10 protein-coding genes are annotated in these 12,712 nt (G+C 59.6%); 3 read left to right on the top strand and 7 right to left on the bottom strand.

Annotated features, from left to right (window positions below):
• Positions 1 to 105: 105 nt before the first annotated feature.
• From cybH to VGL22_RS13765, 3 genes are read right to left on the bottom strand one after another with little or no spacing between them, the layout of a single operon-like run.
• Positions 106 to 822, bottom strand: coding sequence for a Ni/Fe-hydrogenase, b-type cytochrome subunit (gene cybH, locus VGL22_RS13775; RefSeq protein ID WP_465267507.1), 717 nt, complete (start codon positions 820 to 822; stop codon positions 106 to 108).
• Between the two features lie 4 nt (positions 823 to 826).
• Positions 827 to 2,539: a nickel-dependent hydrogenase large subunit gene (locus VGL22_RS13770; protein WP_465267506.1), complete on the bottom strand. Its 1,713-nt coding sequence runs from the start codon at positions 2,537 to 2,539 to the stop codon at positions 827 to 829.
• 6 nt (positions 2,540 to 2,545) lie between these two features.
• Positions 2,546 to 3,634 (bottom strand): hydrogenase small subunit, encoded by a 1,089-nt coding sequence (locus VGL22_RS13765; protein WP_465267505.1) that lies wholly within the window; start codon positions 3,632 to 3,634, stop codon positions 2,546 to 2,548.
• 401 nt (positions 3,635 to 4,035) lie between these two features.
• On the opposite strand from VGL22_RS13765, the gene VGL22_RS13760 reads away from it, so the two are divergent.
• Positions 4,036 to 4,905, top strand: a complete 870-nt coding sequence (locus tag VGL22_RS13760; protein ID WP_465267504.1) for a DUF4097 family beta strand repeat-containing protein — start codon at positions 4,036 to 4,038, stop codon at positions 4,903 to 4,905.
• 149 nt (positions 4,906 to 5,054) lie between these two features.
• Here VGL22_RS13760 and VGL22_RS13755 read toward each other — a convergent pair whose 3' ends face one another.
• On the bottom strand, positions 5,055 to 6,089 hold the full coding sequence (locus VGL22_RS13755) for a hypothetical protein (protein ID WP_465267503.1): 1,035 nt from the start codon (positions 6,087 to 6,089) through the stop codon (positions 5,055 to 5,057).
• A 737-nt stretch (positions 6,090 to 6,826) separates the two neighbouring features.
• The gene (locus VGL22_RS13750) at positions 6,827 to 7,894 is read right to left on the bottom strand and encodes a hypothetical protein (protein ID WP_465267502.1); all 1,068 of its coding nucleotides are present in this window, start codon (positions 7,892 to 7,894) and stop codon (positions 6,827 to 6,829) included.
• Between the two features lie 71 nt (positions 7,895 to 7,965).
• Here VGL22_RS13750 and lysA point away from each other — a divergent pair, with 71 nt between their 5' ends.
• Both lysA and VGL22_RS13740 read left to right on the top strand, forming a co-directional pair.
• Positions 7,966 to 9,261 (top strand): diaminopimelate decarboxylase, encoded by a 1,296-nt coding sequence (gene lysA, locus VGL22_RS13745; protein ID WP_465267501.1) that lies wholly within the window; start codon positions 7,966 to 7,968, stop codon positions 9,259 to 9,261.
• Positions 9,262 to 9,427: 166 nt separating this feature from the next.
• Entirely contained in the window at positions 9,428 to 10,996 is a 1,569-nt protein-coding gene (locus VGL22_RS13740) for a carboxylesterase/lipase family protein (RefSeq protein ID WP_465267500.1), read from the top strand.
• 66 nt (positions 10,997 to 11,062) lie between these two features.
• On the opposite strand, the gene VGL22_RS13735 is transcribed toward VGL22_RS13740, so the two are convergent.
• On the bottom strand, positions 11,063 to 11,761 hold the full coding sequence (locus tag VGL22_RS13735) for a CDP-alcohol phosphatidyltransferase family protein (protein WP_465267499.1): 699 nt from the start codon (positions 11,759 to 11,761) through the stop codon (positions 11,063 to 11,065).
• Positions 11,758 to 12,585, bottom strand: coding sequence for a hypothetical protein (locus VGL22_RS13730; protein ID WP_465267498.1), 828 nt, complete (start codon positions 12,583 to 12,585; stop codon positions 11,758 to 11,760). Before VGL22_RS13730 ends, VGL22_RS13735 begins: the two co-directional genes overlap by 4 nt.
• Between the last annotated feature and the right edge of the window lie 127 nt (positions 12,586 to 12,712).

Raw genomic sequence — 12,712 nt, 5'->3', positions numbered from 1 at the left:
CTTCCCCTTCGCTTCACTCAGGGTCAGGATGACAAAGCTTCAAGGTAGTGCGGTCTCCCACCCTAACCAGGATGAAGGTGTGGTCAGGGTGGGGCACACAGAGGGTTAGTCTTCGGTCTTTTCGCGTTCGAACTTCCAGCCGCCGACGATCGAGGAGATGGTGCCGCGGCCTTCGATGTAGTCGTGATAGAAGGACAAATAGATGTGCACCACGATGAACGTGACGAAGAACCACAAGAACATGTGGTGCCATTGACGCACGCCCATCTCGCCGCCCATCAGCGGAACGATCCAGGTGAACAGGCGCGGGATGAACGAGTTGCTCATGCTGGAGTAGAGCGCGAAGCCCGTGATTGCCTGGGCGCAGAACGCCAGGAAGGTCAGGAAGTAGATGAAAGCGGCCAGGGAATTGTGGCCGGTGGAGATGGCGCCGTGCAGCTTGGTCTGCAGCACGTCGGTCTTGACGACATCCACGATTTCCCGTCGTTGATTCCGGGTCAGCGGGAAGAAGTTGTTCCACTTTGCGTACTTGTTACCGACGAAGCCCCAATAGATACGCGCCAGGAAGTTAAACGCGTATATATACGCGCTCGCAAAGTGAATGAAACGGATCCAGCCGAACCAGTACTGCTGATAGGCTTCCACTGCGGCGAATGCGCGGATGGGTTTGCCGATCAGGTACCCGGTGATGATCAGCAGGGTCAGGGTAATGGCATTAATCCAGTGATAGGCGCGTACCGGCAGTTCCCATACATAGACGCGCCGGTACTCCACTGGATGTCCGTGGGCAAACTTATCAAGCGGAATGTTCGGAGTGCTCATGGCCTCACTCAAACGAAATCTGGTGAAGGTGACGTCCCTGCGGATCGTACAGATGCACGGCGCAGGCCAGGCACGGGTCAAAGGAGTGGACGGTGCGCAGGATCTCGACAGGCTGATCGATCTTTGCAATGGGCGTGCCGATGAGCGATTCCTCGAAGGCCGACCGCTGTTGTTTTGCATCGCGCGGCGAGCCGTTCCATGTAGTTGGAACGACGAGCTGGTAGTTGTCGATTTTGCCGTTCTTGATCTTGATCCAGTGCGCCAGCGCGCCGCGCGGAGCTTCGACGAGTCCGACGCCTTCAGCCTCTTCGGGCCAGGTCCTGGGATCCCAGCGCGCGTTGTTGAAGGTGGAGACTTCGTTGGTCTTGACGCGGCCAATGAGCTCGCCGTTGAACTCTTTGAGCCACGCCATGGTGAGCGCTGCGTCAATGCCGCGTGCGGCTGTGCGTCCCAGCGTCGAGAAGACCGCTGCGACCGGCACATTGAGCTTGCCCAGCACCATGTTGACGAGTTCTTTCATGTCCGTGCTGCCGGCGGCCAATCCAACGACGACGCGAGCCAGCGGCCCTACTTCCATGGCGTTGTCTTTCCAGCGCGGAGTCTTGAGGAACGAGTACTTCTCGTAGCCGGCAAGGGTTTCGAACGGAGGCTGCGGACCGGTGTAGTTGATTTTGGTCTCGCCGGCCGATGGATGTACTCCCTGCGTATTGCCGCCTTCGTAGTCGTACCAGGAGTGCGCGATGTACTCCTTGATCTCCTGCGTGTCTTTGGCGTTCACCGGATGCAAGTGGCTGAGATCGCGATTGAGGACTACGCCGCGCGGGAACTTGAATGACTCTGGCTGGTTGTAGCCCCTGGTCGGGAAATCGCCGTAGCTGAGGTAGTTCTTGAGGCCGCCACCGTAACTGGCCCAATCCTTGTAGAAGCCGGCCACTGCGAGCAGGTCAGGGATGTAGACCTCGTTCACGAACTCGTCGGCCTGGGAGATGAGGCGCGAGACCAGGTTGAGGCGCTCGCCGTTGATAGCTGCCACTTCGTTGACGTCGATGGAGCAGGGAACGCCGCCGACGAGGTAATTTGGATGCGGGTTTTTGCCGCCGAAGACGGCGTGGATTTTGACGATTTCCTTCTGCCACTCGAGCGCGTCAAGATAGTGCGCGACAGCGATCAGGTTCACCTCAGGCGGCAGCTTGTAAGCCGAGTGGCCCCAGTAGCCGTTAGCGAAAATGCCGAGTCCGCTTGCGGCGAAGGCTTTGATTTTAGCCTGCACGTCAGAGAAATAGCCTGGCGTGTTCTTGTCCCATTTGGAGATGGACTGCGCGATCTCGGCTGCCTTCTTAGGGTCAGCCTTGAGTGCGTTGACAATGTCGACCCAGTCAAGCGCGTGCAGGTGATAGAAGTGGATCACGTGGTCCTGCACGTACTGCGTGGCGGACATGATGTTGCGAATCAGTTCGGCCGTGGGAGGGACGGAGATACCCAGGGCGTCTTCCACCGCACGCACGCTGGCCAGCGCGTGCACGGTGGTGCAGACGCCGCAGACGCGTTCGGTAATGGCCCAGGCATCGCGCGGGTCGCGGCCGATGAGGATCTTCTCAAGCCCGCGCACCATGGTGCCTGCGCTGTAGGCGTCGGTGATGACGCCGTTCTCCACCACAGCTTCAATGCGCAGGTGGCCTTCAATGCGAGTTACGGGATCAACGACAATTCGTGCCATGGTTCCTCACGATTCCTTCTGCTCTTCGGCGTGCACTTCTGCAATGACTTTGTGCTTGCGGATGTTGGTAACGACGGCGTGCGCGGCGACTCCGGCAATGGTGGTGAGGCCCACAGCGGTGCCGATGGTGTCCGCCGTGCTTTCAATACCGAAGCCTGGAAACGAAGCCAGGTGCTGGTAGAACGGGCCGTTGTCCCAGAAGCCGGGCTCACTGCAGCCGATGCAGGGGTGGCCTGACTGGATGGGGTAGCTGACGCCCTCGTTCCACTTGGTCACCGAGCAGGCGTTGTAAGTGACCGGGCCGCGGCAGCCCATCTTGTAAAGGCAGTAGCCTTTCCTGGCATTCTCGTCGTCGAAGGATTCAACGAACAGACCGGCGTCGTAATTGGGCCGGCGATAGCAGGTGTCGTGCACGCGGCGGCCATAGAACTCTTTGGGGCGGCCGAGCGAATCGAGTTCGGGAATCTGACCGAGAACCAGAAGATGCGAAACAACCGCCATCATGACATCGGGGATGGGCGGGCAGCCGGGCACGTTGATCACCGGCTTGCTGATGAGCTTGCTGATGGCGTGGGCACCGGTCGGATTGGGCTTTGCTGCCTGAACTCCACCGAAGGATGCGCAAGCGCCCCAGGCGACCACGGCGGCGGCATCGGCGGCAACTTCCTGCAGGATCGACTCGGCTGTTTTGCCGCGGATCATGCAGTAGACGCCCTTGTCTTTGGTGGGCACGGCGCCTTCGACGAGCAGGATGTACTTGCCCTTCTGATCGCGCATGGTGTCCGTGAGGCTCTTCTCGGCCTGGAAGCCGGAGGGGGCCATCAGGGTTTCCTGGTAGTTGAGGTTGATCACATCCAGGAGAGCGTCTGCCACGATGGGATGCGAAGCCCGGAGGAAGGACTCACTGCAGCCGGTACACTCCTGAAAATGAAGCCAGATAATGGCGGGTTTTTCCTTCTTTTCGAAGGCTGAAACCACCTGCGCCACGCCGGACTTTTGCAGCCCGATGGTAGTGGCGGCGACGCCGCAGAACTGGAGAAACTGGCGGCGGCTGTAGCCCTTTTCCTGCATGGATTGCCAAACGGTTTTGCCCATGAGCACCTCGCTTGCGATTCCGACTGGCGAGATTCTTTGTGATTCAGCACACATTCCCGCCGATGACATTGCGACGGTACGCGATATAGAACACCGTCGACTGTGCGCGGCATCACAATAGTTTGTTCATCGGGGTGCGAATTGAGTTTCGGACCAGGCAGGTCTTCGCGGAGGATGCTCAGCAGTGAGGAGACTGCTGCCGAATGGTTGATTCTCCGTGAGCGCGCTCGGCATTGAGGGGCGCCGCGCCACCCCTGTATTCATCGCGAAGGGCGGCGGAGAAGCCTATGTTCGGGGGAACGTCGGTACAGCAGCCAGGCAAACCTGCTGCCTCCAAATTGACCTCCGCATCCGGAACAAACCTCGGTCCACTGGCGTATGGTTCCCTCAGAGGTACTCCCATGCCCCATTTGCGCCCAGCCGCCCTCACCCTGACTGCCGTCGGTTTGTTTGCCTGCGTTCCCCTGGTTCACGCGCAATCGGACTGGCAGAAGACTTACCCGGTCGGCGGAAAGCCGTCACTGAGCTTCAGCACTGGCGACGCATCCACCGAGGTCACGTCCTGCGGACAGTGCAAGGAGATCCGCATCCGGGTTCAATGGAACGACCGCCACATTGGCGAATACACATTGAATGAGGCGCAGACAGGCGACCATGTGAATTTCGAACTGCGCGAGAAGACCCATATGCACATGATGATGGGAGCGCACCGCGAGCCGCGGGTTTTCGTTGAGACTCCCTCTACGCTCGATCTCGACGGTCGCACTTCCGACGGCAGCCTTAAGGTTACGGGGCTCAATGGCGGAGTGCAGCTACGTACCAGCGACGGCTCGGTCGATCTTTCCGACGTTGCAGGCGCTGTTCGCCTCACGTCGAGCGACGGCTCCATCCGGCTGCACAACGTCAGCGGCACCCTTGAGTCGCGGTCCTCCGATGGGAGTGTTCACATCGACGGTCAGTTCACCGGCCTGCAGGTGCACACCTCGGACGGAAGTCTGGAGCTCACCATGAATGAGGGCACGAAACTTACCACCGCCTCACGCGTTGAGAGCTCCGATGGTCGCGTGCAGATCCACGTTCCGCGCAGCCTCGCAGCAGATCTTGAAGTGCACACGGGGGATGGGCGCATTCAGTGCGATCTGCCGCTGGTTATGGACGGCTACAACTCCAAGGGCGATTCCGGCCACAACCTCCGCGGACGCATCAATGGCGGCGGCGTCCCTCTGAGCATTCACACCAGCGACGGCAACGTCACCATTGCCTCGCTTTAAAACCAGCTTGCCCGGCCCCGCAGGCGCACCGCCCCATCTCACGCGTGCAAAATACCTCGGCCCTGTTCACATACAGTGCACAGGGCCGGCTGGTCATTATTATTCCGAGGCTTACCAGGTCGCCCTGGCAGTGTCAGTGCAAAGTACACTTACCAGCGATAGAGCGCCAACTCGTCCAGATATACGGTCGAGCTGCCGCTTCCGCTCAGCAATCCGCCAACCTGGAAGTTGGTCAGGATGGTGGGTGCCCAGCCTAGCTTGAAAGCCGAGAAAACTTTGGCGTTGATATTCTGCACCGCTCCGTCGAGCGCCACTGACTGATATGTCACATTGCCTGAATCATCTCGCGAGTAGCGGATCTGGACGTGGTGCCACTGGTTTTGCGCCCACTTTGCCGGGCTGCACTTGGCTGCTGAGTGAACCCACGTATCAACCGGCGCGCTCGCCGTGCCATGGTTGGCGGTGTAGTCCCATGTGCCCGACCACTTGTCGCACTGGAAACCGAAGATGACTGTCAGGCCATTCGACATCACCTGGTTCAAGTCCATTTCGATGTTGGCCACCGTGCTGCCGGTGTTCTGAAGGAAGATCCATCCGTCGTACAAAAAGTTTTTTGCCTTCACGTCATCCGCGATCGAGGCTGTGTAGCGATGGCCGGCATAGTTCTTGAACGCAGTCACAAATTTCCGCGCGTTGCCGCTCTTCGCGGGCGAACTCGCCATGCTCATCTTGCCGGTCGAAGTACCGGACGTGCCGGCGTCGTGCTCGCTCTTCCAGTTGCTCAGTGCCTGCAGAGCGCTCACCTTTACCGCGGTGGAGGGAACGCTCAGAGGCGTGCCGGTGCTGACGGGAGCGTTTACTGAAACGGTCACGTCGGCCACACAGACCGAGCCGCGCAGACCCCACGCCTTCACGTGCACAGTATGCGTGCCGGCGGATGGAGCCGAGACGGTCTTACTGATGGCGTTGCCGCTTGCCGTGGTGGTGGCGGAGTTGCTGTCCCACGAGTAACCCATTGTTCCCACCTGCTGATTGCTGCAAAGGGAAGCATTGGCTGACAGCGCAAAGGATGTATTCACCGACTCACGGGGGGTGGGGCTGGCAACGGTTACACCTGCAAACGCTGGAACTGCTAGCGAGGCGAGGACGGCAGAAGCAAGAAAGAACTTGTTGAGGATCTGCATTCTGGGGAACCCTTTAGGGAAGATAAATTTGGTGCAGCTAACGAAGTCCGGGTCCGTGCTTGAGTCTTCGTTTTGAAAATCGCCGGAGCTCGGCAACATTCTTTTTGTTAATCACATCTACAACTACTGTGGTGCCTTGAGCGCGTCCGGTGAAGTGTACAAGAGCAACTTTACGGGGACCGTACGAAGGGGCTTAAGCCCGCCAACTCTTTAAATGTCTGTCTCTGGGAGCCTTGATCATGCCGGGCTGTCTCGATCAACGTGTATCAGCTATTCCGGCCTGAGAGCGTTTCCACAACTACTTTCGGTTGCAGGCAACCTTTGCGATCCCGCCCAACAACATCCTTGCATCTCTGACGCGTGCAGGCAAGCGAATCGCCCGAAATAATGAATAATTTCAACATCGATCAGGCATCCCTGGAAACATTACCTGCATCCGGTAATTTTTTCACGGTCATCGTGTAAGTCCTGCGTAACACGATGGTGGTACTGCGGCAGCAGATCGCATGTTTGTGTGGCTGCGCGAGTCTGCATCTTGGGCTGCACATGGGCTGTACTTGGTCTGTACTTGGACTGGGGTTGAATATCAATTTGACGCACAGCCAGGCCAGAAGATTCATCGTGCGGGATGGGGCAGAGTTCGCCGCATCGCTCGAAAGTTGAACACGATGCCCTGGAGAGTCATAGAAGGTTTGTATCGAGGATCATCTACTTAGACTTCTATTTACAGCATCTACTTACGCGGCCGGCCCCGCCGCAGACGCCGCTTCATTGCGCGCGAATATTGTGCTGACCGGCGGTGCCGGAACGCGGCCGTTCTCTAGAATTCCAATCACCTCATCGAGGAACCCAGACCGAACCGTGGCCAGGAGTCCTGCCCACTCGAGCTGGCTCCTGTCCGACTCACTTACAAGCTTGTCTCCAAGCACCAGGTCCTCGCTCTGCTTTCCACGCAAGTTCCGCGAGACCTGCTCTGCCCATCGCATCGTGTTTTCGTCTTGAACTCCCGCATAGCCGCGGCACACGGCCTCGGCGACGCACCGGGCTCTAAACAACGCCGCGTCATCGCGGGCTATGCGGATCAGGTCGATATCCGCGAGGGCGCTTCCGTTCAACAGCAGTCCCGGATCCATCACTAGTTCATGAGCGATCGACCGATCGCCATAGAGATGCTGGCCAACTTGCGGCAACCGGAAGTCCAATCGGACAAGCCATCGGAGCAGCCTTAGCGGCTCGATGCCGGTCGTGATCCGGTTGACCATCTCGGCTGTCCAGTGTCCATCCGGAAGCATGATGGCGTCTCTATCCGCCGCCGCCATACGCTCCCACAACGCATGGTGCTTCAGCAGGTTGATATGGACGCGTCGTGATGTGATCTCCATGCTTTCGGGTAAGGCCTGTTCCTTTAAAAACTGCTCGCTGCCCGACCGGTCCAGAAGCACCGCATACACCAACCCCAGTTCGGCGAAATGTTTCCTCAGGGCTGCCAAGGTCTCCGGTCTCAACTCCGCAGGAAGATCAGGCGCGGGTGCAATGTGCATCGGCTCGGCATCGCGCTTTGCCTGCGTGGCACGGAACCATAGCACAGGCACTACGATGGGGAGGAACAGCCATGCGCCAGATCCGATCAGGAACGCGAGGTATGCGATCAGCAGCAGTAGGATCAGCAGAGGGAACAGCAGCCTGAAAACCTGCTTTCGAGCGCGGCGATCCTTGTGCACACGCTTCAGCCTGCGACCCATCTCCAGCCAGAAGAATTTCTCCGTGAGCATGGTCAGCGTACCGCGTTGAGATTCTGAGGCCATGGTGTGACCCCATCGTACATGCCTCTCATGCTGTAGGCTCAAACTAGCCAAATTCTTTTCAGGACCTTATCTTGCCCCGTCATACCATCACTTCGGCAGTTAGCCCGGCGCGTCCATTTCATCGGCCCGACTCACACTCTTCGCTGCATTGCGGAGCAATCTCTCTCGAAGTCGTGGCGAAGAAGTACGGCACGCCGCTTTATGTGTACTCTGCAGACCAAATTGTCGAGCGCCTGCAGATGTTTCACTCCGCGCTTGCCGGGCGTGATCACCTTGTCTGTTATGCGGTGAAGGCGAATTCCTCTCTCGCCATCCTCAAGCTGCTCGCAGACCACGGCGCCGGATTCGATATCGTATCGGGAGGCGAGCTTGATCGCGTTCTGGCCGCCGCACCGGAAGCTGCAAACCGCGTCGTGTTCTCGGGAGTAGGGAAGACCGCAGCGGAAATCGATCAGGCGCTGACTGCGAACATTCTCGAGTTCAATGTCGAGAGCGAAGGTGAGCTCGAGCTGCTTGCCGCACGCGCCGCAAAACTGAAGCGCAAGACACGCTTTGCCTTGCGCGTTAATCCGGATGTGTTCGCGGAGACGCACCCTTACATTTCGACCGGCCTTCGCGAACACAAATTCGGCATCGATATCAAGCGCGCTGCGACGTTGTATGCGTCGGTGAAAGGGAATCGCTGGCTCGAGCCGCACGGGATCAGCGTCCACATCGGATCTCAGATCCGCTCCGCAGAGCCCTTCGGCTCCGCGCTTGAGCGGGTGCACAAACTGGTACGCCAGCTTCGCCGCGACGGAATCGACCTATGTTCCATCGATGCCGGCGGTGGTCTCGGCATTGATTATCATGGAGGCCATTCCGATCCCGCAGCGCGCGTGGCCGGCTACGCTGCGGCGATCAACTCAGCGCTGAATGGCTTCGAAGGCCGGTTGCTGCTTGAGCCGGGCCGCTTCCTGGTCGCCCAGGCAGGCGCGCTGGTCACGCGGGTGCTCAACGTGAAACAGAATGGCCGCAAGACCTTCGTCATCGCGGATGCCGCCATGAACGACCTCATCCGTCCGGCGCTCTACCAGGCGCACCACGAGATTGTTCCCGTCAGGCTGCGCCCTGGCCGGGCGCGAACTGTCGATATTGTTGGCCCGGTATGCGAGTCGGGCGACTTCTTCGCCCGCGACCGCAAGCTTGCGCCAGTTGAGCCCGGCGATCTGCTCGCGCTGCTCGATGCCGGCGCTTACGGGATGGCGCAGGCCTCCAACTACAACTCGCGTTTGCGTCCTGCGGAAGTGCTGGTAGAGGGCAAGCGTGCGCGTCTTATCAAACGTCGCGAGACGATGGCGGATTTACTGGCCACCGAGATTGTGTAGACCGGATTCGAACACAGAATTTAATACATGCGGACTGAGCAGAGCGGGGGCAGCGCTGTTGTCGAGCTACTCCTCGCTACTTTGATGATTCCTTTCCTCGCTCCCGCCCTTGAAACCTTCCCTCCCCGCCCTCCGTCCCTTTATCGTTATCAACCGGAGGAAATTCATGATGAATTTTGGTATGAAGGCGGCGTGTGCTCTGGCAGCGGTTGCGCTGCTGGGCTTGTCGATGACCGCCAAGGCTGATCCACTCACTGTCAAAACAGAGCAGGGAAAAGCCCACGGAAAGACCATTAACGGTGACAAGGTCCGCGCGTGGCTCGGACTGCCCTATGCCGCGCCCCCGACCGGGGACCTGCGTTGGAAGGCGCCACAGCCCGCGGCCAAGTGGAAGGGCGATCGCGACGCGACCAAGTTCGGCGCGCACTGCGCGCAGAATCCGGTGTTCCAGGACATGGTTTTTCAGGACAACGGCCCCAGCGAAGACTGCCTGTACCTCAACGTCTATGCGCCGGCTACCGCTGCCACCAAGGCCAAGCTCCCGGTGATGTTCTGGATTCACGGCGGCGGCTTTTCCGGCGGCGGCAGCAACGAGCCCCGGCATAACGGTGATTTCCTCCCGCTGAAGGGTGTGGTGCTTGTCACTATCAATTATCGTCTGGGCGTATTTGGCTTTCTCGCCACCGACGATCTTGCCAAGGAAGCCAACGGTTCGGCTGGTAACTATGGCCTCATGGACATGATTTCCGGGCTCAAGTGGGTCAAGGCGAACATCGCCGAGTTCGGCGGCGATCCCAACAACGTCACCATCTTCGGTGAGAGCGCCGGCTCCTTCGCGGTCAGTACGCTGATGGCCTCGCCGATGGCGCAGGGTCTGTTTCATAAGGCAATTGGTGAGAGCGGCGGCGCTGTGGTGCGTAACACGCTTGCCTACGATTCGCTGGCCGATCGCGAAGTGAAGGACGCCCAGTGGGTGTCCACACTCAACGTCAAGTCGCTTGCCGAGTTGCGCGCGCTGCCCACGCAGACGATCCTCGATGCCTGCAAGAAGCCGGGCGTCGGCTTTCCGCCTGACGTGGACGGAAAGGTGCTGACTGAGCCGGTTGGCGACACCTACGCGGCAGGCAAGCAGGCCCACGTTCCTTTGATCGCAGGATGGAACGCCGACGAGGGGAACTTCTTCGCGATGCGCGGCATGACTGTTGCGCAGTGGAAGGAGATGGCGCAGAAAAACTTCAAAGAACGTGCCGACGAGTTCCTGAAGCTCTATCCGGGCGATACCGATGCACAGGCGCTTCGCTCTGCAATCGATTTTGGCGGCGACCAGTTCATCGCCTATGGCACCTGGGCGTGGCTGGAAGCACATCGCAAGAGCGGGGACTCGCCTGTGTATCGTTATCACTTTGAGCTTGCGGCGCCTCCCAGCAAGTTCCACCCCGGCACTTTTGCCTTCCACTCAGACGACATCGAGTACGTGTTCGGCACGCTGGATACGCGTCCCGGCTACACGGTTCGTCCGGAGGACAAGACTCTCAGCGACCAGTTCATGACTTACTGGACGAACTTTGCCAAAACGGGCGACCCCAATGGGGGAGACATGCCGAAATGGCCGAAGTACAACGAGGATGGCTACCCACTCATCCATCTCAACTCCACCATCACCTCGGGTCCTGACGAACTGCGTCCGCGCTACGAGTTCCTCAAGCAGGGCATGCCGCCGCTGCACTTCAACTAAGGCGAGTTCAGCGGTTTGCGAAAGGGTCGCGCTGGTCGCGACCCTTTCGCTCTTAGAGCAGCAGATTCAGGGGAGCGGTTCCTGCCGGTACAACTCCGCGGTGTGTCTCGCGGTGGTGATCAGGGCCATGGCGGTCATGCCGGCGGTGGCGATTACTCCTCCCAGATCGAACAGCAAAATTGTGTGCCCGAATAGCTGTGTGAATGGGCTGCGCAGCAGGGCCAGATTGCCGATGACGAGCAGAATTCGGATCTCCGTTGGCCCGAAAACTCCCTGCGACATCTGGAACAGCCCCAGCGTGTGGGTCGCCAGATAGCTTTCTGCGGAAAGCAGCAGAAAGGCGATCAGCATCGCGATCGCAACCTGCGGATGCACCAGGCCCGACAGCGCCATCCCGGTCATCATCGCCACAGCCCCGAAGATGTCCACCACATGATCCACGTAGAACCCGTACCGGGGGCGCTGCTGCCGCCGCACCCGCGCTAAAGTTCCGTCCATGCTGTCGCCCAGCCAGTTCATCGCCAGGCACACGCACACGCCCAGAAGCCAAAGCCGGTTCCAGTTTGCCAGCGCGTAGCACACGCCGGCGCCCACCTGTGCCGCCAGTCCCAGAGAGGTCAAGCGGTCTGACGTTACCCAGTGCGGCGCCCTGCGCGCCATCCACTCGAGCATTCGCTTCTCCGCCGCAGCCGTCATCGAGCGATTCACGCGTTGGGCGGAGCGGAGTGACCCCTGCATGCCTGTGACCACCGGTTGGGCGATCATTGGCGACCTGCCCAATTGCCGGATTGCTGTTCCAGTGCTTCGCACGTCTTCCGCAGCGTAAACTCCAGCGACTCGCGCGGTACGGATTCTACAAATGGCCGCACGGCCCAGCCCAGCCCGGGCGGGATTGCCCGCGTCAGCGATACCGACTCGATCTGGAGATAGAGGCCTCCGTCGCGTGCCTCATAGGTCCAGTAGGTGTTCATCCGCCACAAAAACCCGTGTTCCTCCTTCGGTCCCAGTGCCCGTTCTTTGTCTGTTCCCGAATTTTCAATCTCCCGGATCTTCGTGCTTCGGGACGCGCTCCAGCCGTGGGTTGGATCCCGGCGCCCAAATGTAACGTGATAGGCGGTGTCCATCACCACTGTGAACACGTGCTTCTGCACCACTCGCATGGTGATCTTGTACTGTTCGCCTTCACGCGCGGCCACACCGACCCCCATCACCTGGGGCGCATACACCCGCGGGTAAGCAGAGAAGTTCCGCATCAGCCGCTCGAAAGCTTCCGGCGTCGCTCCAGGCGCAAAGGCCGTTCCCCGCCAGTCGTGCAGCATGGCACCGGGGGGATCGGCATCTTTGTCGGGCATGAGCTTTTCGATCACCAGTTCGCCGTGCTTTGCCCGGCTAAGGCTCGTACCAGCGAGGAAGGTTCGGTCCGCCTGGTGCTCCTCGGACAGTCTTCTCTCCACCGTGCCAACGTACGTGGTGAACCCCGCTTCCGCTGCGGCGGGCGCCTGGGCGTGAATCGCCACAGGGGGAACCGCAACGAGGAGCGCCACGGCGTGCAACCATCGAAAACTCTGCCTTCCGGTCATCCGTTTCATGTTTCCGATCTTGCATCTGTGGGGGCGGGCGATCAATGGATCGAACCTCACCGCCCCGCGAATGTTCCTCACCGGATAAACCCAGCGAGGTGAGGAGGTTGCGGAAAGTTCTCGCCGGGCCTAAGGG

The organism is Occallatibacter sp., from assembly GCF_036502485.1.
GTDB lineage: Bacteria > Acidobacteriota > Terriglobia > Terriglobales > Acidobacteriaceae > Telmatobacter.
Note: the sequence above shows the minus strand (reverse complement) of the source record. Positions and strands in the feature narration are given on the sequence as shown.

What these genes read in the sequence shown, in the direction of transcription:
- VGL22_RS13765 (WP_465267505.1), bottom strand. Translation starts at nt 3,634, where the DNA reads ATGGGCAAAACCGTTTGGCAATCCATGCAGGAAAAGGGCTACAGCCGC.
- VGL22_RS13770 (WP_465267506.1), bottom strand. Translation starts at nt 2,539, where the DNA reads ATGGCACGAATTGTCGTTGATCCCGTAACTCGCATTGAAGGCCACCTG.
- VGL22_RS13730 (WP_465267498.1), bottom strand. Translation starts at nt 12,585, where the DNA reads ATGAAACGGATGACCGGAAGGCAGAGTTTTCGATGGTTGCACGCCGTG.
- VGL22_RS13760 (WP_465267504.1), top strand. Translation starts at nt 4,036, where the DNA reads ATGCCCCATTTGCGCCCAGCCGCCCTCACCCTGACTGCCGTCGGTTTG.
- VGL22_RS13740 (WP_465267500.1), top strand. Translation starts at nt 9,428, where the DNA reads ATGATGAATTTTGGTATGAAGGCGGCGTGTGCTCTGGCAGCGGTTGCG.
- VGL22_RS13750 (WP_465267502.1), bottom strand. Translation starts at nt 7,894, where the DNA reads ATGGCCTCAGAATCTCAACGCGGTACGCTGACCATGCTCACGGAGAAA.
- VGL22_RS13735 (WP_465267499.1), bottom strand. Translation starts at nt 11,761, where the DNA reads ATGATCGCCCAACCGGTGGTCACAGGCATGCAGGGGTCACTCCGCTCC.
- VGL22_RS13755 (WP_465267503.1), bottom strand. Translation starts at nt 6,089, where the DNA reads ATGCAGATCCTCAACAAGTTCTTTCTTGCTTCTGCCGTCCTCGCCTCG.
- cybH (WP_465267507.1), bottom strand. Translation starts at nt 822, where the DNA reads ATGAGCACTCCGAACATTCCGCTTGATAAGTTTGCCCACGGACATCCA.